This is a genomic window from Pseudomonas sp. GM60 (assembly GCF_000282415.1).
Lineage (GTDB): Bacteria > Pseudomonadota > Gammaproteobacteria > Pseudomonadales > Pseudomonadaceae > Aquipseudomonas > Aquipseudomonas migulae.
Window position 1 is genome coordinate 87,574 of the sequence record NZ_AKJI01000029.1, and the last position, 19,552, is coordinate 107,125.

23 protein-coding genes are annotated in these 19,552 nt (G+C 60.3%); 10 read left to right on the top strand and 13 right to left on the bottom strand.

Features of this window, described 5'->3' with window-relative positions; genetic code table 11:
- Nucleotides 1-272: 272 nt before the first annotated feature.
- From ftsY to rpoH, 4 genes are all read left to right on the top strand, one after another.
- Nucleotides 273-1,769 (top strand): signal recognition particle-docking protein FtsY, encoded by a 1,497-nt coding sequence (gene ftsY, locus PMI32_RS22755; RefSeq protein ID WP_008026147.1) that lies wholly within the window; start codon nucleotides 273-275, stop codon nucleotides 1,767-1,769.
- Nucleotides 1,766-2,437 carry a cell division ATP-binding protein FtsE gene (gene ftsE / locus PMI32_RS22750; protein WP_008026149.1) on the top strand — a complete coding sequence of 224 codons (672 nt, stop codon included), beginning with the start codon at nucleotides 1,766-1,768 and terminating at the stop codon, nucleotides 2,435-2,437. Before ftsY ends, ftsE begins: the two co-directional genes overlap by 4 nt.
- Entirely contained in the window at nucleotides 2,434-3,456 is a 1,023-nt protein-coding gene (ftsX, locus tag PMI32_RS22745) for a permease-like cell division protein FtsX (RefSeq protein ID WP_008026150.1), read from the top strand. The genes ftsE and ftsX overlap by 4 nt, the downstream gene beginning before the upstream one ends.
- Nucleotides 3,457-3,568: 112 nt before the next feature.
- On the top strand, nucleotides 3,569-4,423 hold the full coding sequence (gene rpoH / locus PMI32_RS22740; RefSeq protein WP_007897890.1) for an RNA polymerase sigma factor RpoH: 855 nt from the start codon (nucleotides 3,569-3,571) through the stop codon (nucleotides 4,421-4,423).
- A 200-nt stretch (nucleotides 4,424-4,623) separates the two neighbouring features.
- Here the strand turns inward: rpoH and mtgA are convergent, their stop codons facing one another.
- Complete coding sequence (gene mtgA / locus PMI32_RS22735) at nucleotides 4,624-5,346, bottom strand: monofunctional biosynthetic peptidoglycan transglycosylase (protein ID WP_008026152.1); 723 nt, start codon at nucleotides 5,344-5,346, stop codon at nucleotides 4,624-4,626.
- A 74-nt stretch (nucleotides 5,347-5,420) separates the two neighbouring features.
- On the opposite strand from mtgA, the gene PMI32_RS22730 reads away from it, so the two are divergent.
- The 4 genes from PMI32_RS22730 (at nucleotide 5,421) to trmB (ending at nucleotide 7,774) form a co-directional block, all read left to right on the top strand.
- Nucleotides 5,421-5,792 carry a DUF423 domain-containing protein gene (locus PMI32_RS22730; protein WP_008026153.1) on the top strand — a complete coding sequence of 124 codons (372 nt, stop codon included), beginning with the start codon at nucleotides 5,421-5,423 and terminating at the stop codon, nucleotides 5,790-5,792.
- 191 nt (nucleotides 5,793-5,983) lie between these two features.
- Nucleotides 5,984-6,184: a sulfur carrier protein ThiS gene (gene thiS, locus PMI32_RS22725; protein ID WP_008026157.1), complete on the top strand. Its 201-nt coding sequence runs from the start codon at nucleotides 5,984-5,986 to the stop codon at nucleotides 6,182-6,184.
- Between the two features lie 60 nt (nucleotides 6,185-6,244).
- Nucleotides 6,245-7,039 (top strand): thiazole synthase, encoded by a 795-nt coding sequence (locus PMI32_RS22720; protein WP_008026159.1) that lies wholly within the window; start codon nucleotides 6,245-6,247, stop codon nucleotides 7,037-7,039.
- A gap of 9 nt (nucleotides 7,040-7,048) precedes the next feature.
- On the top strand, nucleotides 7,049-7,774 hold the full coding sequence (trmB, locus tag PMI32_RS22715; protein ID WP_008026161.1) for a tRNA (guanosine(46)-N7)-methyltransferase TrmB: 726 nt from the start codon (nucleotides 7,049-7,051) through the stop codon (nucleotides 7,772-7,774).
- Nucleotides 7,775-7,894: 120 nt separating this feature from the next.
- Here the strand turns inward: trmB and PMI32_RS22710 are convergent, their stop codons facing one another.
- The 9 genes from PMI32_RS22710 to PMI32_RS22670 all read right to left on the bottom strand — a co-directional run bounded on the left by PMI32_RS22710 (nucleotide 7,895) and on the right by PMI32_RS22670 (nucleotide 14,632).
- Nucleotides 7,895-8,218: a DUF3392 domain-containing protein gene (locus tag PMI32_RS22710; RefSeq protein WP_008026163.1), complete on the bottom strand. Its 324-nt coding sequence runs from the start codon at nucleotides 8,216-8,218 to the stop codon at nucleotides 7,895-7,897.
- A gap of 22 nt (nucleotides 8,219-8,240) precedes the next feature.
- Entirely contained in the window at nucleotides 8,241-9,446 is a 1,206-nt protein-coding gene (hemW, locus tag PMI32_RS22705) for a radical SAM family heme chaperone HemW (protein WP_008026164.1), read from the bottom strand.
- Nucleotides 9,443-10,039 carry an RdgB/HAM1 family non-canonical purine NTP pyrophosphatase gene (gene rdgB, locus PMI32_RS22700; RefSeq protein WP_008026166.1) on the bottom strand — a complete coding sequence of 199 codons (597 nt, stop codon included), beginning with the start codon at nucleotides 10,037-10,039 and terminating at the stop codon, nucleotides 9,443-9,445. Before rdgB ends, hemW begins: the two co-directional genes overlap by 4 nt.
- Complete coding sequence (locus tag PMI32_RS22695; protein WP_008026167.1) at nucleotides 10,036-10,470, bottom strand: DUF4426 domain-containing protein; 435 nt, start codon at nucleotides 10,468-10,470, stop codon at nucleotides 10,036-10,038. The genes rdgB and PMI32_RS22695 overlap by 4 nt, the downstream gene beginning before the upstream one ends.
- 26 nt (nucleotides 10,471-10,496) lie before the next feature.
- On the bottom strand, nucleotides 10,497-11,117 hold the full coding sequence (gene metW, locus PMI32_RS22690) for a methionine biosynthesis protein MetW (protein ID WP_008026169.1): 621 nt from the start codon (nucleotides 11,115-11,117) through the stop codon (nucleotides 10,497-10,499).
- Between the two features lie 7 nt (nucleotides 11,118-11,124).
- Nucleotides 11,125-12,264 carry a homoserine O-succinyltransferase MetX gene (metX, locus tag PMI32_RS22685; RefSeq protein ID WP_008026171.1) on the bottom strand — a complete coding sequence of 380 codons (1,140 nt, stop codon included), beginning with the start codon at nucleotides 12,262-12,264 and terminating at the stop codon, nucleotides 11,125-11,127.
- Nucleotides 12,265-12,481: 217 nt separating this feature from the next.
- Nucleotides 12,482-13,069 (bottom strand): YggT family protein, encoded by a 588-nt coding sequence (locus PMI32_RS22680; RefSeq protein ID WP_008026173.1) that lies wholly within the window; start codon nucleotides 13,067-13,069, stop codon nucleotides 12,482-12,484.
- Nucleotides 13,070-13,093: 24 nt separating this feature from the next.
- A complete protein-coding gene (gene proC / locus PMI32_RS22675; RefSeq protein WP_008026175.1) occupies nucleotides 13,094-13,912 on the bottom strand; it encodes a pyrroline-5-carboxylate reductase in 819 nt (272 codons plus the stop codon).
- Between the two features lie 33 nt (nucleotides 13,913-13,945).
- Nucleotides 13,946-14,632 (bottom strand): YggS family pyridoxal phosphate-dependent enzyme, encoded by a 687-nt coding sequence (locus PMI32_RS22670; RefSeq protein ID WP_008026178.1) that lies wholly within the window; start codon nucleotides 14,630-14,632, stop codon nucleotides 13,946-13,948.
- A 57-nt stretch (nucleotides 14,633-14,689) separates the two neighbouring features.
- Between PMI32_RS22670 and PMI32_RS22665 the strand changes: the two genes are divergently transcribed.
- Entirely contained in the window at nucleotides 14,690-15,724 is a 1,035-nt protein-coding gene (locus PMI32_RS22665; RefSeq protein ID WP_008026179.1) for a type IV pilus twitching motility protein PilT, read from the top strand.
- A gap of 131 nt (nucleotides 15,725-15,855) precedes the next feature.
- Here the strand turns inward: PMI32_RS22665 and PMI32_RS22660 are convergent, their stop codons facing one another.
- Entirely contained in the window at nucleotides 15,856-16,476 is a 621-nt protein-coding gene (locus tag PMI32_RS22660) for a C40 family peptidase (RefSeq protein ID WP_008026181.1), read from the bottom strand.
- A 250-nt stretch (nucleotides 16,477-16,726) separates the two neighbouring features.
- On the opposite strand from PMI32_RS22660, the gene PMI32_RS22655 reads away from it, so the two are divergent.
- Nucleotides 16,727-17,158: an NINE protein gene (locus PMI32_RS22655; protein ID WP_008026184.1), complete on the top strand. Its 432-nt coding sequence runs from the start codon at nucleotides 16,727-16,729 to the stop codon at nucleotides 17,156-17,158.
- 110 nt (nucleotides 17,159-17,268) lie between these two features.
- On the opposite strand, the gene PMI32_RS22650 is transcribed toward PMI32_RS22655, so the two are convergent.
- Both PMI32_RS22650 and PMI32_RS22645 read right to left on the bottom strand, forming a co-directional pair.
- Entirely contained in the window at nucleotides 17,269-18,540 is a 1,272-nt protein-coding gene (locus PMI32_RS22650) for a dihydroorotase (protein WP_008026186.1), read from the bottom strand.
- Complete coding sequence (locus PMI32_RS22645; protein ID WP_008026189.1) at nucleotides 18,537-19,541, bottom strand: aspartate carbamoyltransferase catalytic subunit; 1,005 nt, start codon at nucleotides 19,539-19,541, stop codon at nucleotides 18,537-18,539. Before PMI32_RS22645 ends, PMI32_RS22650 begins: the two co-directional genes overlap by 4 nt.
- Between the last annotated feature and the right edge of the window lie 11 nt (nucleotides 19,542-19,552).

A 19,552-nucleotide genomic window follows, 5' to 3' on the forward strand; every position in this document is an offset into this window, starting at 1 on the left:
CCGTTTTACTGGCGGCCACGCCTATCAGGCCTTTGCGTTTGATCAGGTTGTATGGGTTTGCGGCAGAAGGTTGGAATTTATCAACTAAACTCTGCTTTTTCGCCGATTTTGCCGCGTTAGTCCTTCGTGAAATCGTTTCCGTGAGGTGCCACTTGCACCTCTACAAAATGTTGCGCGTGAACAAGCTGGGTCAATCGCAGTCTGTTCTGCATCGAATATTTATTTGCCGAGGCGCCCTTTGGCGCGTCGCTACCGTGAGATAGCCGTCCTCCATGTTTGGTTCCAACGACGACAAGAAAGCCCCAGCTGCGGCTGGCGAGAAGAAAAGCCTGTTCGGATGGCTGCGCAAAAAGCCGCAGGAAACCGTCGTCGAACAGCCACAGCCCATTCCTGAGCCAGTACCTGCGCCGGTAATAGATGAAGCGCCGGCGCCGGTTGTCCTGCCGATCTCCGAGCCGGTGCTGCAAGCGGTGGTTGAGGCGCAACCTGACGTCGTGGCTGAGCAGCCGCTGACGCCTACCGCCGAGCCGTGGCTGACCTTGCCGGTAGCGGAAGAGCCGGTATCGTTGGTCGAAGATGAGCTGGCGCCGCACATTACGCCGCCGATTCCTGCGCCGAGTGCGTTTTCTCCTACGCCCGTTCAGGTGCCAGTGATTGAGCCAGTTGTTGTGGCCGAACCTGCGCCTGTTGTTCCTGAGCCTGTGATTCCAGCCTTTGTTGCGCCGGCTGCTCCAGTTGTTCAAGCACCAGTGCCTGCGCCGGTCGTCGCCCCCGTTGCCGCCGCGCCCGTCGTGCCGGTCGAAACACCCGCCGAGCCAGTGCGTACCGAAGAAACCAAAGCCGGTTTCTTCGCCCGCCTCAAGCAAGGCCTGTCCAAGACCAGCGCCAGCATCGGCGAAGGCATGGCGAGCCTGTTCCTTGGCAAGAAAATCATCGATGACGAGCTGCTTGAAGACATCGAAACCCGTCTGCTGACCGCCGACGTGGGCGTTGAAGCGACTTCGGTGATCATCCAGCGCCTGACCCAAAAGGTTGCCCGCAAAGAGCTGGCCGACGCCGACGCGCTGTACAAGTCCTTGCAGGCGGAACTGGCGGCGATGCTCAAGCCGGTCGAGCAACCCCTGAAAATCACCTCGCAGAACAAGCCGTTCGTGATCCTGGTCGTTGGCGTCAACGGCGCCGGCAAGACCACCACCATCGGTAAGCTGGCGAAGAAGCTGCAACTCGAAGGCAAGAAAGTCATGCTGGCGGCGGGCGACACCTTCCGCGCCGCCGCAGTCGAGCAATTGCAGGTCTGGGGCGAGCGCAACAAGATTCCGGTGATCGCCCAGCACACCGGCGCCGACTCGGCTTCGGTGATCTTCGACGCTGTGCAAGCCGCCAAGGCCCGTGGCATTGACGTGTTGATCGCCGACACCGCCGGCCGCCTGCACACCAAAGACAATTTGATGGAAGAGTTGAAGAAGGTTCGCCGGGTTATCGGCAAGCTCGACGCCGACGCGCCGCATGAAGTGCTGCTGGTGCTCGACGCCGGCACCGGGCAGAACGCCATCAACCAGGCCAAGCAATTCAACCAGACCGTCGAACTGACCGGCCTGGCGCTGACCAAGCTCGACGGCACCGCCAAGGGCGGGGTGATTTTCGCCCTGGCCAAGCAGTTCGGCCTGCCGATTCGTTACATCGGCGTCGGTGAAGGCATCGATGACTTGCGTACCTTTGAAGCAGAACCCTTTGTCCAGGCACTGTTTGCCGAGCGGGAGCGTTCATGATTCGTTTCGAACAGGTCGGTAAACGCTACCCGAACGGTCACGTCGGCTTGCATGAGCTGAGCTTTCGAGTCCGTCGGGGCGAATTCTTGTTTGTAACCGGCCATTCCGGCGCCGGTAAAAGCACCTTGTTGCGCCTGCTGCTGGCCATGGAGCGTCCGACCACCGGCAAATTGCTGCTGGCCGGTCAGGATCTCGGCACCATCAGCAACGCGCAGATTCCTTACCTGCGTCGGCAGATCGGCGTGGTGTTCCAGAACCACCAGTTGTTGTTCGATCGCACGGTGTTCAATAACGTGGCCCTGCCGTTGCAGATTCTTGGTTTGTCCAAGGCCGAAATCGCCAAGCGTGTGGATTCGGCACTGGAGCGCGTGGCGCTGTCGGACAAGACCGATCTGTACCCCGGCGACCTGTCCACCGGCCAGCAGCAGCGCGTCGGCATCGCCCGCGCCATCGTTCACCGCCCGGCCTTGCTGCTGGCGGATGAACCGACCGGTAACCTCGACCCGCGCCTGGCGGCCGAGATCATGGGCGTGTTCGAAGACATCAACCGTCTGGGCACCAGCGTGCTGATCGCCAGTCACGACCTGGCCCTGATCGCCCGCATGCGTCACCGCATGCTGACTCTGCAACGCGGCCGACTGATCGGTGACGGGGAGGCTGGGGAATGAGTGCGACACGCAGCCCTAAAGTCTCCGAACGCGTGGCGCCGAAAGCCGCCGATCCGCAACCGCAGAAGAAAAAACACGACGATGACGACGGTCCGGACTTCGCCACGCTGTTCCGCGCCTGGATAGAAAGCCATCGCGCCAGTCTGCTGGACAGTCTGCGGCGCCTGGGCAAGCACCCCATCGGCAGTTTCTTCACCTGCATGGTGATGGCGGTTGCCCTGAGTTTGCCGATGGGCCTGTCACTTCTGCTAAGTAACGTCGAACGTCTCGGCGGTTCCTGGCAGCGCGCGGCGCAGATTTCCCTGTACCTGCAACTTGAGGTCAGCCCGGCTGAAGGCGAATCGTTGCGCGATCAGATCAAAGGCATTCGGGGCGTAGCTGATGCCGAATATGTCGGTCGTGATCAGGCGCTGGAAGAGTTTCAGCAGCAGTCCGGCCTGGGCGAAGCGTTGAAGGAACTGCCGGAAAACCCGCTGCCAGGCGTGGTGCTGGTGACCCCGAACGAGGTCGACAAGCCCGCGCTTGAAGCATTACGACAAAAACTTTCCGAGCTCCCGAAGGTACAACAGGCGCAACTTGATCTAGTCTGGGTCGAGCGTCTGGCAGCCATCCTCAAGCTGGGTGACCGTTTTGTCTTCGGTCTGACCGTGCTTCTGATTTCTGCATTACTTTTGGTGATAGGCAATACCATTCGTCTTCATATTGAAAACCGCCGCACAGAGATAGAAGTGATTAAACTCGTCGGCGGCACTGACAGCTATGTGCGCAGGCCCTTTCTATATATGGGTGCGTTGTATGGCTTCGGTGCGGGGATACTTTCCTGGGGCGTATTGGCGTTTGGCCTGAACTGGCTGAACGAGGCAGTGGTTGGACTGGCGGGTTTGTATGGCAGTAATTTTGCGCTGGCCGGAGTGCCAGTTGCCGACGGTCTGTCTCTCTTGCTTGGCGCGGTGCTGTTAGGGTATATCGGTGCATGGATTGCAGTCGCACGCCACCTGAGGGAGCTTGCGCCTAAGTAGTATCATTTTGCTCGTATTGACCTTTCAGCGTTTATGGGAACTTGTCTTTTGGTTTCCGGTCAATTTTCGCAGTGCTGAACTGCACGAGTTTGTAAGACGGAGGTTTTTTCGTATGACCAATTCTTTGCAACCTGCATATGCTCTGGTCCCGGGTGCGAACCTGGAGGCCTACGTGCACACCGTCAACAGCATTCCATTGCTGACGCCGGAGCAGGAGCGTGAACTGGCCGAGAGTCTCTACTATGAGCAGGATTTGGGGGCGGCTCGGCAGATGGTGCTCGCCCACCTGCGTTTTGTCGTACATATCGCCCGTAGCTATTCTGGCTACGGTCTGGCTCAGGCTGACCTGATCCAGGAAGGTAACGTTGGTCTGATGAAGGCCGTGAAGCGCTTCAACCCGGAAATGGGTGTGCGTCTGGTTTCGTTCGCTGTGCACTGGATCAAGGCGGAAATTCACGAGTTCATTCTGCGCAACTGGCGCATTGTGAAAGTCGCGACCACCAAGGCCCAGCGCAAGCTGTTCTTCAACCTGCGCAGCCAGAAGAAACGTCTGGCGTGGCTGAACAACGAGGAAGTCCATCGCGTGGCGGAAAGCCTCGGCGTAGAGCCGCGGGAAGTGCGCGAGATGGAAAGTCGACTGACCGGCCATGACATGGCCTTCGACCCGGCCGCAGAAGCGGACGACGACAGCGCTTTCCAGTCGCCGGCCAACTATCTGGAAGACCACCGGTACGACCCGGCCCGTCAACTGGAAGACGCCGACTGGAGCGACAACTCCAATCACAACCTGCACGAAGCGCTGGAAGTGCTGGACGACCGCAGCCGTGACATCCTTTATCAGCGCTGGTTGGCTGAAGAGAAAGCCACGCTGCACGACCTGGCGCAGAAGTACAACGTGTCGGCCGAGCGTATTCGTCAGCTCGAGAAGAGCGCGATGAACAAGCTCAAGTTGTCGATCGCCGCCTAAGCTGCGCAAAGGCAATAAAAAACGCCCCGATCATTGATCGGGGCGTTTTTGTTTGTATCGGCTATTTCTGATTCACGTCCCAACCCCTGTAGGAGCGAGCCTGCTCGCGATGGACGTCAACGATTACGCGTAATTGCTGGAAGAACGCGTTGTCTGCGCGTTTTTCGCGAGCAGGCTCGCTCCTACAGGGATAGCGTCAATCACTGGGCCCAAGGCGCCCGGCGCGAATCGTTGAGCCCCAGCAGATAACTGTCGCCACCCAACTGGCTCATCTGCTGCCGAATCCACCCGGCGCGACGTGCGACGTAATTCGTCGGGTGACTCGCGCTCCACACCCGTGGGTTAGGCAATACAGCCGCCAGATAACTGGCCTGCTGCCGGGACAGCGACTTGGCGCTCACGCCAAAGTGATGCCGAGCCGCCGCTTCCGCGCCAAACACCCCGTCATCCCACTCGACGCTGTTCAGGTACACCTCAAGAATCCGCTGTTTGGGCCAGAACACTTCGATCAGCCCGGTAAACCAGGCTTCCAGACCTTTGCGCAGCCAGCTACGGCCGGACCATAAAAACAGGTTTTTCGACACTTGCTGGCTCAAGGTGCTGGCGCCGCGAACCGACCCCCCCAGCTCGTTGTGCGCCAGGGCTGCGCGGATCGCGCCGAGGTCAAAACCCCAGTGCTCCGGGAATTTCTGATCCTCACCGGCAATCACTGCGACTTTTAGGTCGTCGGAGATTTCATCCCAGGGTTTCCAGGTGCGTTGCAGGTCGATGGGCTCGCCGTCGAACCAGGATTCGATCTTGCGCTCGACCATCAGCGTCGTGCCCGGTGGCGGTACCACGCGGAAAATCAGCACCAGCAATACGCTGCCGCCCGCGAACCAGAGCACGGCCTTTGTAAATCGTCGTAAAAATAAACGCAGCATAGAGATGGCTTGGCCGAACCCATTGAGCGGGCCATTATACAGACCCTGTTGATCGAGTCTGACTGGAGTTCTTCATGCTGCGTGGCTTTCTGATGCTGGCCGCTTTCTTCGGTTTCACCGGCGTTGCCCTTGGCGCATTCGCCGCCCATGGCTTGAAAAGCCGCCTGACGCCTGAATATCTGACGATTTTCCACACTGGCGTCACCTACCAATTGGTGCACACCTTGGCGTTGCTGGGTGTGGCGCTGCTTGCCACGCAGATTCCGGGTCGTTTGATCACGTGGGCCGGCGCCTCGTTTGCCATTGGCATCCTGCTGTTTTCCGGCAGTTTGTACGTGTTGACCACGACTGGCATCGGCAAGCTCGGGATCATTACCCCTTTCGGTGGCCTGGCATTCCTGATCGGTTGGCTCTGTCTGGGCCTTGCCGCCTGGCGGTTGGCCTGATCTGTAGGAGCGAGACCTGCTCGCTCGCGATGGACGTCAACGATTACGCGTAATTGCTGTAAGAGCGCGTTGTCCGTGCGTTTTTCGCGAGCAGGCTCGCTCCTACAAGGTCCGTGTCTGACGAATGGCTTGGGTCGCCAAGACTGATCGGGCTAGAATGCCAGCCCCTAAAAATGATGGCGGCATCCGGCATGCGCATTCAGTTGAACGGCGAATCCCTTGAACTGCCCGACGGTGAAACCGTTGCGGCCCTGCTGACCCGTCTGGAACTGACCGGACGCCGGGTAGCGGTCGAACTCAATCTGGATATCGTCCCGCGCAGCCAGCATGCGGACACCACATTGAACGACGGCGATTCCGTCGAAGTGGTACACGCCATCGGCGGCGGCTAGTCGCCCGGCCCGCAAGGGCACAGAATTCTGCAAGAACCTCACCCCTACAGAGGATTTCCCATGAGCATCGTTCGTAGCGACAAGCCCTTCGTCCTGGCCGGTCGTACTTACCAGTCGCGTTTGCTGGTAGGCACCGGCAAGTACCGCGACATGGAAGAAACCCGCCTGGCCATCGAGGCCTCGGGTGCCGAGATCGTCACCTTCGCCGTGCGCCGCACCAACCTCGGCCAGACCCCGGGCGAACCGAACCTGCTCGAAGTCCTGCGGCCGGATCGCTACACCTTCCTGCCTAACACCGCCGGTTGCTTCGACGCTACCGAGGCTGTGCGCACCTGCCGCCTGGCCCGTGAGCTGCTCGGTGGCCACAACTTGGTGAAGCTGGAAGTGCTGGCGGACCAGAAAACCCTGTTCCCCAACGTGATCGAAACCCTCAAGGCCGCCGAAGTGCTGGTCAAGGAAGGCTTCGACGTGATGGTCTACACCAGCGATGACCCGATCATCGCCCGTCAACTGGCGGAAATCGGCTGCATCGCGGTCATGCCGCTGGCCGGTCTGATCGGCACGGGCCTGGGGATCTGCAACCCGTACAACCTGCAAATCATCCTCGAAGAGGCCAAGATTCCCGTGCTGGTGGATGCCGGTGTCGGTACCGCTTCCGATGCCACCATCGCCATGGAGCTGGGTTGCGAGGCGGTGCTGATGAACTCGGCCATCGCCCATGCCCAGCAGCCGATCATGATGGCTGAAGCCATGAAACACGCCATCGTTGCAGGCCGCCTGGCCTACCTCGCCGGCCGCATGCCGAAAAAACTCTATGCCAGCGCCTCTTCGCCGCTGGATGGTCTGATCAAGTAAGAGCCATTGATGACTGAATCAAACGACACGCCAATCCAGACGGAAGAAGGTGACGAGCGCCAACACCGCCGCATCAAGAGTTTCGTGATGCGCGCCGGGCGCATGACCGAAGGCCAGCAAAAAGGTCTGGAGCAGGGCACGCCGCTGTTTGTGCTGCCATTGGCCGACGCACCGGTGGACTTCGACCAGGTGTTCGGTCGCTCGGCACCGCGTTCGCTGGAAATCGGTTTCGGCATGGGCCATTCGCTGCTGGAAATGGCCGCCGCTTCGCCGGAACAGGATTTCATTGGCGTGGAAGTGCACCGTCCGGGTGTGGGCGCGCTGCTCAATGGCGTGCTGACTCAGGGGCTGACCAACCTGCGGGTCTACGATTGCGACGCGATCGAAGTGCTCAACCGTTGCGTGGCCGACAACAGCCTCGATCGCCTGATGCTGTTTTTCCCGGACCCTTGGCACAAGAGCCGCCACCACAAGCGTCGTATCGTTCAGGCGTCGTTCGCTGAACTGGTGCGCAGCAAGTTGAAGGTCGGCGGTATTCTGCACATGGCCACCGACTGGGAACCGTACGCTGAGTACATGCTGGAAGTGATGAACGTTGCGCCGGGTTATCGCAACCTCGCCGAAGACGGCAAGTGCGTGCCACGCCCGGCCGAGCGCCCGATCACCAAGTTCGAACGCCGTGGCGAACGTCTTGGGCATGGCGTGTGGGACCTGAAGTTCGAAAAGCAGTCCTGAGCCCTACGCAATAAACCTGTAGGAGCCGGCTTGCTGGCGATGGAGTGTCAGACATATCAATGTTGACTGACACACCATCGCCAGCAAGCTGGCTCCTACAGGTTTTTTTGTGTCCGGAAATCAGCGGCGGTCGGCGACTACGCCAATCAGCACCAACACCACCAACAATACCGGTGCCAGGCTGTAGTTGTTGAACTGGCTCAAACCACGAACGATCCACGGTGTGGCGTAGATCAGCGCGGCACCGCTGCCGATCATGCACACCAGCGCGAGCAACGGGACGCGCAAAGCGCCGGCGATGCTGCCAAGGCGTTGATCGATCCAGGCTTTGATGTCCGCGCCGAACAGCACCAGCAAACAGCCCACCAGCGCCAGAGAGATTTCCGACAGGTTACTGCGGCTCCAGCGGGAGACGGTGGCGAGCAGGTCGAGTATCAAATCCATTCGTTTTCCCTTACGGCTGAAATCAGCTCAGAAATGTTTGCAGCAAATCATTGAGGAACAATTGCCCGCGCTCGGTGGCCGCCAGGCGTGACGGTTCGACCTGCAACAGGCCGCTTTGTTCGGCTTCGCGGCGGCCTTCGGCGAGGCTTTCCAGGCTCAGCCCGGTGCGCTCCGGATACAGCCGCGATTCGACCCCATCAGTCAGGCGCAAAGCGTTCATCAGGAAATCGAACGGCAGTTCATCGTTGGTCAGCGCTTTCTCGCCAGCCTTGAAGCTTTTCGCCGGGTTCAGGTAATCCTTCGGCAGGCGCGTCTTCCAGGTGCGCACGATGCGCCCGTCCGGGTGACTGAGCTTGCCGTGGGCGCCGGCGCCGATGCCGATGAAGTCGCCGAAGCTCCAGTAATTGAGGTTATGCCGCGCCGGACGACCGGGCTGGGCATACGCCGAGACTTCGTATTGTGCGTAACCGTGTTCGGCGAGCAGCGCCTGGCCGGCTTCCTGAATATCCCACAGCGTGTCGTCTTCCGGCAGCAGAGGCGGCTGGTTCCAGAACACCGTGTTCGGCTCCAGCGTCAGCTGATACCAGGACAAGTGGGTCGGCTTCAGGGCGATGGCCTGGCGCAGATCGCTCAAGGCGTCGTCCAGCGACTGATCGGGCAAACCGTGCATCAAGTCCAGGTTGAAGTTATCGAACCCGGCCTGGCGCGCCATGCCGGCGGCACGCACCGCTTCATCGCCGTTGTGAATCCGCCCCAGAGCCTTGAGTTTCTCTTCCTGAAAGCTCTGGATGCCGATCGAGAGCCGATTGATGCCCAGCGCGCGGTAGGCCACGAACTTCTCTTGCTCGAACGTGCCCGGATTGGCCTCCAGGGTGATTTCAATGTCGCTGGCAAACGGAATCCGTTGCTCGACGCCTTTGAGCAAGCGGCCCAAGGCTTCGGCGCTGAACAGGCTCGGCGTGCCACCACCAAAGAAGATCGAGCTCAACTCGCGGCCGTAGACCGCGTGCAAATCCTGATCAAGGTCCGCCAGCAAGGCGTCGACGTACTCTTCTTCCGGCAGCACCGGGCTGGCGGTGTGGGAGTTGAAGTCGCAATAAGGGCATTTGCGCACACACCACGGGATGTGGATGTACAGCGCCAGGGGCGGCAGCACGGGAAGCGCAGCCCGAGGCGATTGTGCGCCGCCGCCGTAGATCAGCGGTGGCGCGGATGATTCACGGGTCATTTCAAGCCCAGACGCTGGCGCAGCAGATCCATTGCACGGGCGCGGTGGCTGATGAGGTTCTTGTCGCTCGGGCTCAGCTCGGCGCTGGAGCAATCGCGCTCGGGCACCCAGAACAGCGGATCGTAACCGAAACCGTGCTCGCCACTGGCTTGGGTCAGGATGCGCCCATGCCACAGCCCTTCGCAGAGGATCGGCAGCGGATCATCAGCGTGACGCACCAGCGCCAGCACGCAGACGAACTGCGCACCGCGCTCGGCTTGCGGCACGTCTTTCAAGGCATCGAGCAGTTTGGCGTTGTTCGCCGCATCACCCTTGCCGTCAGCGTAACGAGCCGAGTAGATCCCCGGCGCGCCGCCAAGGAAATCCACCGCCAACCCGGAATCGTCGGCCAGCGCCGGCAGGCCGGAAATGCGCGCGGCATTGCGGGCCTTGAGAATGGCGTTCTCGACGAACGACAGACCGGTTTCTTCAGGCTCGACGCTGCTGAACTCGCCGATCGAGCGCAGATGCACCGAGTCGCCGAGCATGGCCTGGAGTTCCTTGAGTTTGCCGGCGTTGTGGCTGGCCAGTACGAGTTGCGTGAAATTGATCATTCGCCGGGGAAAAGCTCTTGGTTGAAATTGATGGTGTTGATTTTGTCGCCGGTCTGCACCTTGATTTCGAAGGTGCGGATTTCCTGCTGATCGACCGGGTATTGCGCGATGTAGTAGACCGCGCCTTGTTCGGTGATCTGCTTGAACTTCAACGGCACACTTTGGCTAGTGAGGTCTTTGACCGTGCCGCTGACGTTAGAGACCAGCGGTTTGCCATCCTTGATCACCGACACGTTGATCACGCCCTGGTTCTTGCTGCGGATCAGTTCGGCCGATTTGGCGATCTCCGGTGTCAGGAACGTGGAGTTGAAGGTGTTGTAGTGCACCGTCACATCACCGAATTTTTCCTGACGCTCACCTTTGATGGCATCGGCAGCCATGGCGGTGACGCTCAGGCAGGCAGTGAGTAAAAACAGCGCTAGACGACCCATGATCGTTCTCCTTGGAATGTCGTGGTTCAGACCGCGACCTTGTGATCCTGCAGTCCTGGACTGCTGACGCGGTAAATACCGATCTCACCTAACAGATTAGGCCATAGCTTACTGGCCCACCCGTGCCGATGCTGTTGATCCACGGCAAGCCGATCAATGACCTTGGCTTCACGTTCGCGGCAAAGTGCTTCAAAGTCTTCGAAAGTGCAAAAGTGGATGTTCGGCGTGTTGTACCAGGTGTACGGCAGAAACTCGGACACCGGCATCCGGCCCTTGCTCGCCAGGTACCAGCGGCAGCGCCAGTGACCGAAGTTGGGGAAGGTGATGATGCATTGGCGACCGACCCGCAGCATTTCGTCGAGGATCTTGTCCGGGTAGTGCACGGCTTGCAGCGCCTGGGTCATGACCACGACGTCGAAACTGTTGCTGGCAAAGTTGCCCAGGCCCTTGTCCAGGTCCTGCTCGATCACGTTGATGCCCTTGGCCACGCACTCGGCGATGTTGTCCGGGTCGTTTTCCAGGCCGTAGCCGGTGACTTGCTTGTTGTCGCGCAGCCACGTCAGCAGCTCGCCGTCACCGCAACCGAGGTCGAGCACGCGGCTGCCGGCGGGGATCCATTCCTGGATGATTTCCAGATCAGCTCTCATGGCTTTCTCACAACGTAATGCGGTTCATGTAATTGCTGAACGCCTGCAAGTAACGCGGGATCGGAATCAGGAAGGCGTCGTGGCCTTGCGGAGCGTCGATCTCGAGGTAGCAGACGTCTTTCTTGGCCGCCATCAGCGCGTCCACCAGTTCCCGCGAGCGGGCCGGGGAGAAGCGCCAGTCGGTGGTGAAGGACATCACGCAGAACTTGGCCGAAGCGCCGGCGAAGGTTTTCGCCAGGTCATCGTCGAAGTTCGCCGCCGGGTCGAAGTAGTCCAGCGCCTTGGTCATCAGCAGGTAAGTGTTGGCATCGAAACGCCCGGAGAACTCTTCGCCCTGATAACGCAGGTAGCTTTCAACCTGGAACTCGACGCTGTGGAAGTCGTAGTTGAGCTTTTCGCTCTTCAGGCCACGGCCGAATTTTTCGCCCATCGAGTCATCGGACAGATAAGTGATGTGCCCGACCATCCGCGCCAGCATCAAGCCGCGCTTGGGGATCACGCCCGCTTCCTGGAACGAACCGCCGTGGAATTCGGGGTCGGTGAGGATTGCCTGGCGTGCGACTTCGTTGAAGGCGATGTTCTGTGCCGACAGTTTCGGTGCCGAGGCAATGGCCAGGCAGTGACGAATGCGATCGGGGTAGGTGATGCTCCATTGCATCGCCTGCATGCCGCCGAGGCTGCCGCCAATCACGGCGGCCCATTGGCTGATGCCGATCCGGTCGGCCAGGCGCGCCTGGCTGTGCACCCAGTCTTCCACGGTCAGCACCGGGAAATCGGCGCCGAACGGCTTTCCGGTTTCCGGGTTGACGCTGCTCGGGCCCGTGGAGCCGTTGCAACCGCCGAGGTTGTTCAGGCTGACCACGAAGAACTTGTTGGTGTCGATTGGCTTGCCGGGGCCGATGCAGCTGTCCCACCAACCGGGTTTGCGGTCGTCGGGGCTGTGGAAGCCGGCGGCGTGATGGTGACCGGACAAGGCGTGACAGATCAGCACGGCGTTGCTCGCCGTGGCGTTCAGCGTGCCGTAGGTTTCGTAAATCAGGTCATACGCTGGGAGCGAACGGCCACAGGCCAGGGCCAGGGGTTCACTGAAGTGCGCCACTTGCGGCGTCACCAGACCAACAGAATCGGCGGGAAAGGCAGTTGGCATCGACCCTGCTCTCGTTGAAATGAGGCGTAAGTCTAAAGACCGGTGGGGTTAGCGGCAAGCAAAGGCCGGGCCTGATTTCATTCAGTTGAACCGAGGCGCTACATTCGCGGGCAAGCCTCGCTCCTACAGGTAATGTGTCGTTCGCCAATATCGCGATCGACTCTAAATCTGTAGGAGCGAGGCTTGCCCGCGAAGAACGATGATGCGGTCTTCCTGATCAGATCAGACCAAGCAGCCCCTGCGGCATCAGGGCAAAGTACGCCAGCCGCGGAATCAGCCAGCTTTGCAGCAACTGGATCACGATAAACGCAAAGATCGGCGAGATGTCGAGGCCGCCCAGGTTCGGAATGATCCGGCGGAACGGAGCCAGTACCGGTTCGGTAATCTGCGCGACCAGCTCGGCGCCCGGATTGTGGCTACCCGGCGCGACCCAGGACAGAATCACGCTGATGATCATCGCGTAGAACAGGATGTTCAAAAACAGCGAGAACAGCGCAATCAGCGCCCACGGCACCAGCAGCACCCAGTCGACCATGAAGCCTTTGAGCGACACGATGACCGCGATCAGCAGCATCTGCACGATCAGCGCCAGCACCAGTGACGACATATCCAGCCCGAACATGCTCGGGATGACCCGGCGCAGCGGCTTGAGCAGCGGCTGGGTAGCCTTGACGATGAACTGGCAGAGCGGGTTGTAGAAGTTCGCCCGGACCAGTTGCAGGATGAAGCGCAACAGCACAATCAGCAGATACAGGCTGCCCAGGGTCTTGATGATGAAAATGGCAGCGTCGTTGAGTCCTAGCATCATTTATTCCTTTGTAAGGGCTGATTAGCGACCGAGCTGCTCAGCCATCTCGGCCGAGCGGTGCGCAGCGGCGCCGAGTGCTTTTTCTACCAGCGCTTCGAAGCCGCCAGCCTGGAACGATTTGATTGCAGCTTCTGTGGTGCCCGCCGGCGATGTCACACGGCGACGCAGTTCAGCCGCGTCGACATCGCTGGCAACCGCCATGTGTGCGGCGCCCAAGGCAGTTTGCAGGGTCAGTTGGGCGGCGATGTCCGCCGGCAGGCCGAGCTTCACGCCGGCGGCGGTCATGGCTTCGATCAACAGGAAGAAATACGCCGGGCCCGAGCCGGAGACAGCGGTGACGGCGTCCAGTTGCTGCTCTTCATCCAGCCACAAGGCGATGCCCACGGCCGACAGCAGTTCTTGCGCCTGTTGGCGCTGTTCTGCGGTGACTTCGGCGGTGGCGAACAAACCGCTCACGCCCTGACGCAGCAGCGCCGGGGTGTTGGGCATGCAGCGCACGATCGGTTGCGCGCCGAGCCAGTTGTTCATGCTGGCGCAGGTGATGCCGGCAGCGATGGACACCACCAGTTGATCCGGTATCAAGCTCGGGCGAATCGCTTCGCACACGGCTTTCATCGCTTGCGGTTTGACCGCCAGAACGACCACGTCGGCGCCTTGAATGGCCTCGGCGTTGTCAGCGAATACTTCGATGCCGTGTTCGGCGTTCACTTTGGTGCGGGTTTCTGCGCCCGGATCGCTGGCGCGGATCTGCGCGGCGTCCAGACCTTTGGCGCGCAGGCCGCCGATCAGGCTGGCGGCCATGTTGCCGGCACCGATAAAGGCAATACGAGTTTTGCTCATGTCAGGTCCTTATAGAGAAGTAGGTCAGCCATTTCACGGTTGACCGTAATCACGGGCGCCAAACAGGGCCGTACCGATGCGGACCCAGGTGGCGCCTTGGGCGATGGCTGACTCGAGGTCATGGCTCATTCCCATGGAAAGTGTGTCGAGCGGCAGGTTCAGGCTGGCTTGCAGGCTTTGCACGGCAGCAAAAGCGGCGTCCTGGGCGGCGCGATCTTCCGTCGGCTCGGGAATCGCCATCAGCCCGCGCAGCTTGATGCGCGGCAGTTCGCTGATGGCGTTGGCCAGGGCCGGCAGATCGGCCGGGGTGCAGCCGGATTTGCTGGCCTCACCGCTGACATTGACCTGGATGCAGATGTTCAGTGGCGGCAGATCGGCAGGGCGTTGTTCGGACAGGCGTTGTGCGATTTTCAAACGATCCACGGAATGCACCCAAGCGAAGTGCTCGGCGATAGCGCGAGTCTTGTTCGATTGAATGGGGCCGATGAAGTGCCAGATCAAGGGCAGGTCGGCCAATTCGAGCTGTTTGCCCAGGGCTTCCTGCAGGTAGTTCTCGCCAAAGTCGCGCAGGCCGGCGGCATGTGCTTCGCGCAGGGCCTCGGCGGGCTTGGTCTTGCTCACGGCCAGGAGCTGGACGCTGTGTTCGTCACGGTGGGCGGCGAGGGCGGCAGCCCGGATGCGTGAACTAACCAGTGCAATGTTGTCTGCTATCGTGGACATTCAAGAGGCGCCAGCGGGTCTGAGGTTGGCGGCATTCTACTGGAATTGAGGAGTGCTATGGATATCACTGAACTGCTGGCGTTCAGCGCCAAACAAGGAGCGTCCGACTTACACCTGTCGGCAGGCCTGCCACCGATGATTCGCGTCGACGGCGATGTGCGACGCATCAATCTGCCAGCCCTGGATCACAAGGAAGTTCAGGAGCTGGTCTACGACATCATGAACGACACCCAGCGTGTGGATTTCGAGAAACACCTGGAAACCGACTTTTCCTTTGAGGTGCCCGGTGTTGCGCGTTTCCGGGTCAATGCGTTCAACCAGAGCCGTGGCGCCGGCGCGGTGTTCCGGACCATTCCGTCGAAGGTCCTGAGCATGGAGGACCTCGGGATGGGGGAAGTGTTTCGCAAGATTACCGACTCCCCCCGTGGCCTGGTATTAGTCACCGGCCCGACCGGTTCCGGCAAGTCCACCACCCTGGCGGCGATGATCGACTACCTGAACAACCATCGTCATCACCACATCCTGACCATTGAAGACCCGATCGAATTCGTCCACGAATCACGCAAATGCCTGATCAATCAGCGCGAAGTCCATCGCGATACCCGCAGCTTCGCCACGGCCCTGCGTTCGGCGTTGCGGGAAGACCCGGATGTGATTCTGGTGGGCGAGATGCGTGATCTGGAGACTATTCGCCTGGCGCTGACGGCTGCCGAGACTGGCCATCTGGTGTTCGGCACGTTGCACACCACGTCGGCGGCGAAAACCATCGACCGGATCGTGGATGTGTTTCCGGGGGATGAGAAGTCGATGGTGCGTTCGATGTTGTCCGAGTCGCTGCTGGCGGTGGTATCGCAGACGCTGGTGAAGAAGATCGGTGGTGGGCGGATCGCGGCGCACGAAATCATGCTGGGAACGTCGGCGATTCGTAACCTGGTCCGCGAGGACAAGGTGGCGCAGATGTACTCGTCGATTCAGACCGGCGGGAATCTGGGGATGCAGACGCTGGATATGTGCTTGAAGGAGATGGTGACCAAGGGCTTGGTCAGCCGCGAGCATGCGCGGGATAAGGCGCGGTCGCCGGATAATTTTTGACCAGTCCGAATACGCCTTCGCGGGCAAGCCTCGCTCCTACATTGGAATGCGATCACCTGTAGGAGCGAGGCTTGCCCGCGAAGGGGACATTATGGTCAAAAAAAATCCCGGGTTGGGCCCGGGATTTGGAATCAGCGCTGAACAACCTGCAAGCTGTTCTTCTCTTTAGGCAGAACCCGCTTGGCAACCACGTAGTGGCTTTCCCAGTACGGTTTCTTCAAGGTGTCGATGGTCACCGACTTGCCACGACGTGGTGCGTGGATGAAGCGGTCGTTGCCCAGGTAGATGGCAACGTGATTGACCCGGCGGCTCTTGATGTTGAAGAAAATCAGGTCCCCCGGCTTCAGGTCGCCGCGTTCGACTTTCTCGCCATGACCGCTGGCCATGGCGTTCGAGGTGCGCGGCAGGTCAAATGTGGCGTCGTTGAACGCGTATTTCACCAGGCCGCTGCAATCGAACCCTTTACTTGGGCTGCTGCCGCCCCAACGGTAAGGTGTACCGAGGACGTTGACGGCACGGCTCAGCACATTGCTGCTTTCCTTGGTCGCCATCGGCGGGACAAGCTTGCTGTTGGCTTTGCTCAGCGAAGTCGGTTGCTTGGCAGTTTGTTTGTTTTTGCTCGAAGGAGCAGAAACATGGGATTTTGGGGTGTAACCATTAACGTTAGGAAGACGTTGCTCACGATTGGTGGCGTGGGCGGCCAGTGGCATCAAAAGGCAAATGGTTAGCCATGTCTTGAAAAATGGACGCATTAGGCAAGGCTCGTGTTGGTTAGCGCGAAACTTTATAACAGCTTTTTTTGTCATTCCGAGGCCGTTGGTCGATTCAACCTGGCGGTCAACGGAGCCCAATACGCGGCAAATAGACGCAATTGTCGGACAGAAGTCAGGTGCTATAAGGGTTTGACGGGAGACACGGTAGCATTTGCCATACGTCGGCCACCTGTAAAAAAGTCACAAAGAATTCAAGAATATTTATCTATCGTGTGATTCGAGGCCATTCATGAACACCTATCGACACCCCGTTCCACATCAAGATACCCACAGCAAAGTGATCGGTTACCTGCTGTGGATTTTCGGTTTTACCGGCGCTCACCGCTTTTATTACGGTAAGCCGGTGACCGGGACGATCTGGTTTTTCACCCTGGGTTTGCTGGGGATCGGCTGGCTGATCGACGTGTTCCTGATCCCGGCCATGGACCGTGAAGCGGACCTGCGTTTCACCGCCGGGCCTATCGAATACAACGTTGCGTGGATTCTGCTGACGTTTCTGGGAGTGTTCGGCGTGCACCGGATGTATCAGGGGAAGTGGATCAGCGGATTGCTGTACCTGGTGACGGGCGGGTTGTTCTTTCTGGGGGTTTTGTATGACTTCTGGACGTTGAATGACCAGGTTTCCGTGCGTAACGCGCAGAATCGCGGCACCTTTCAGTAAAAGCATCGCCAGCAAGCTGGCTCCTACAATGGGTGTGTGGTGTCCGCAATTTCACGGCCAACCAATAAACCTGTAGGAGCCGGCTTGCCGGCGATGGGGATAACGCGGTCTTACGCCTGGTGGCTAATCCGCCCATCCACCAGCGTGTAACGCACCACGCCCGGCAAGCTATGCCCAATGAACGGGCAGTTCTCACCCTTGGACAGCCAGGTTTCACCGGCCACGGTCGAAGCCGCCGGATCGAACAGCACGATATCCGCCGCACCACCTACCGCCAGTTTCCCCGCCGGCAAGCGCAAGGCTTGCGCAGGCCCGGCACTCAGGCGTGCCAGCAACGTCGGCAGGTCGAGCAAACCGTCTTCCACCAGCGTCATCGCCAGCGGCAGCAACAGTTCAACGCTGCTGATCCCTGGTTCCGTCGCACCGAACGGCGCCAGTTTGGCGTCCCGTTCATGGGGCTGGTGATGACTGGAGATCGCCGAAACCACCCCGGACTTCACCGCCTCACGCAAGCCATCACGGTCTGCGCGGGTGCGCAGCGGCGGCTGGACGTGATAGAGGCTGCTGAAGTCGATCAGCGCTTCATCAGTCAGGATCAACTGGTACAGGGCGACATCCGCCGTCACCGGCAATCCACGCGCCTGAGCCTGAGCAATCAGGGCCACGCCGCGAGCGCTGGTCAGCTGGCTGAAGTGCGCACGCACGCCACTTTGCTCGACCAGCAACAGATCGCGGGCCAGCGCCACGGTTTCTGCGGTTTCCGGAATACCCGGCAAGCCGAGGAAGCTGGCGGTCGGGCCTTCATGCGCCAAGCCACCTTCGGCCAGATCATGGTCCTGCGAGTTGAAAATCACCGTCAGGTCAAAGGTCGCCGCGTACTCCAGCGCCCGGCACAGGGTGCGGGTGTTGCGAAAGCTTTCCAGACCGTTGCCGAAGGCTACGCAACCGGCATCGCGCAACGCCACGAGCTCGGCCAGTTGCTCGCCGTCCAGGCCTTTGCTCAGGGCGCCAATCGGGAACACCTTGGTGTTGCCGGCCTCGCGGGCGCGGTCGAGGATCAGTTCGGCCACGGCCGAGGTGTCCAGCACCGGTTTGGTTTTCGGCGGGCAGCACAGGCTGGTCACGCCACCGGCAGCGGCGGCGCGGGTTTCGCTGACGATCGAGCCTTTGCGGCTGTAGCCCGGCTCGCGCAGGGCGACGTTCAGGTCAACCAGCCCCGGTGCAGCCACCAGGCCTTGGGCGTCGATGGTATCGACGGCAACAAAACCGGCGGGTGCGGCGCCAAGGGCGACGATCTTGCAGGCTTCGATGTGGATATCAGTCACTTGATCCAGCCCGCTGACTGGATCGATCACGCGGGCGCCGAGAATGCTGAGCTTCACTGAACGTTCTCCTGCTCGAATTGGCGCTGGGCAGTCTGCCCGCTCATGGCCATGGACAGCACGGCCATACGAATCGCGATGCCGTAGGTTACCTGGTTGAGAATCACCGAATGCGGACCGTCGGCCACCGCCGACTCAATCTCAACTCCCCGGTTGATTGGCCCCGGGTGCATGACGATGCAATCCGGTTTGGCCCCGGCCAGGCGCGCGGTGGTCAGGCCGAACAGGCGATAGAACTCGCCCTCGCTCGGCAGCAGGCCGCCAGTCATGCGTTCGCGTTGCAGGCGCAACATGATCACCACGTCGACGTCTTTCAGGCCTTCGGTCATGTCGGTGTAGACCTTCACGCCGTATTGCTCGATGCCGATCGGCAGCAGGGTTTTCGGCGCGATCACGCGGATGTCCGGGCAGCCGAGGGTTTTCAGCGCCAGCATGTTCGAGCGCGCTACCCGCGAGTGCAGGATGTCGCCAACGATGGCCACGGAAAGGTTTTCGAAGCTGCCTTTGTGCCGACGGATCGTCAGCATGTCGAGCATGCCTTGGGTCGGGTGCGCGTGACGGCCGTCGCCGCCGTTGATGATCGCCACTTGCGGGCACACGTGTTCGGCGATGAAGTGCGCGGCGCCGGAATCACCGTGACGCACGACGAACATGTCGGCGGCCATGGCTTCCAGGTTGCGCAGGGTGTCGAGCAGGGTTTCGCCCTTGCTCGCCGACGATGTCGAGACGTTGAGGGTGATCACGTCCGCCGACAAGCGCTGGGCCGCCAGTTCGAAGGTGGTGCGGGTGCGGGTGGAGTTCTCGAAGAACACGTTGCACACGGTCTTGCCGCGCAGCAACGGGACTTTCTTCACTGCCCGGGCGCCGACTTCGAGGAACGAGTCGGCGGTGTCGAGGATTTCCGTCAGCAGCTCACGGCGCAAGCCGTCGAGCGAGAGGAAGTGGCGCAGCTGGCCCTGATCATTGAGCTGCAGCGGGCGCTTGGTTTCTAGAGGCGTCATCGCGAGGGGGA

Coding starts and splice junctions, on each gene's coding strand:
- thiS (WP_008026157.1), top strand. CDS start 5,984: ATGCGCATTCAGTTGAACGGCGAATCCCTTGAACTGCCCGACGGTGAA.
- metW (WP_008026169.1), bottom strand. CDS start 11,117: ATGAGAGCTGATCTGGAAATCATCCAGGAATGGATCCCCGCCGGCAGC.
- hemW (WP_008026164.1), bottom strand. CDS start 9,446: ATGACCCGTGAATCATCCGCGCCACCGCTGATCTACGGCGGCGGCGCA.
- rdgB (WP_008026166.1), bottom strand. CDS start 10,039: ATGATCAATTTCACGCAACTCGTACTGGCCAGCCACAACGCCGGCAAA.
- ftsY (WP_008026147.1), top strand. CDS start 273: ATGTTTGGTTCCAACGACGACAAGAAAGCCCCAGCTGCGGCTGGCGAG.
- PMI32_RS22655 (WP_008026184.1), top strand. CDS start 16,727: ATGAACACCTATCGACACCCCGTTCCACATCAAGATACCCACAGCAAA.
- PMI32_RS22695 (WP_008026167.1), bottom strand. CDS start 10,470: ATGGGTCGTCTAGCGCTGTTTTTACTCACTGCCTGCCTGAGCGTCACC.
- PMI32_RS22665 (WP_008026179.1), top strand. CDS start 14,690: ATGGATATCACTGAACTGCTGGCGTTCAGCGCCAAACAAGGAGCGTCC.
- PMI32_RS22680 (WP_008026173.1), bottom strand. CDS start 13,069: ATGCTAGGACTCAACGACGCTGCCATTTTCATCATCAAGACCCTGGGC.
- ftsX (WP_008026150.1), top strand. CDS start 2,434: ATGAGTGCGACACGCAGCCCTAAAGTCTCCGAACGCGTGGCGCCGAAA.
- PMI32_RS22720 (WP_008026159.1), top strand. CDS start 6,245: ATGAGCATCGTTCGTAGCGACAAGCCCTTCGTCCTGGCCGGTCGTACT.
- PMI32_RS22670 (WP_008026178.1), bottom strand. CDS start 14,632: ATGTCCACGATAGCAGACAACATTGCACTGGTTAGTTCACGCATCCGG.
- rpoH (WP_007897890.1), top strand. CDS start 3,569: ATGACCAATTCTTTGCAACCTGCATATGCTCTGGTCCCGGGTGCGAAC.
- PMI32_RS22660 (WP_008026181.1), bottom strand. CDS start 16,476: ATGCGTCCATTTTTCAAGACATGGCTAACCATTTGCCTTTTGATGCCA.
- PMI32_RS22710 (WP_008026163.1), bottom strand. CDS start 8,218: ATGGATTTGATACTCGACCTGCTCGCCACCGTCTCCCGCTGGAGCCGC.
- PMI32_RS22645 (WP_008026189.1), bottom strand. CDS start 19,541: ATGACGCCTCTAGAAACCAAGCGCCCGCTGCAGCTCAATGATCAGGGC.
- ftsE (WP_008026149.1), top strand. CDS start 1,766: ATGATTCGTTTCGAACAGGTCGGTAAACGCTACCCGAACGGTCACGTC.
- trmB (WP_008026161.1), top strand. CDS start 7,049: ATGACTGAATCAAACGACACGCCAATCCAGACGGAAGAAGGTGACGAG.
- PMI32_RS22730 (WP_008026153.1), top strand. CDS start 5,421: ATGCTGCGTGGCTTTCTGATGCTGGCCGCTTTCTTCGGTTTCACCGGC.
- proC (WP_008026175.1), bottom strand. CDS start 13,912: ATGAGCAAAACTCGTATTGCCTTTATCGGTGCCGGCAACATGGCCGCC.
- metX (WP_008026171.1), bottom strand. CDS start 12,264: ATGCCAACTGCCTTTCCCGCCGATTCTGTTGGTCTGGTGACGCCGCAA.
- mtgA (WP_008026152.1), bottom strand. CDS start 5,346: ATGCTGCGTTTATTTTTACGACGATTTACAAAGGCCGTGCTCTGGTTC.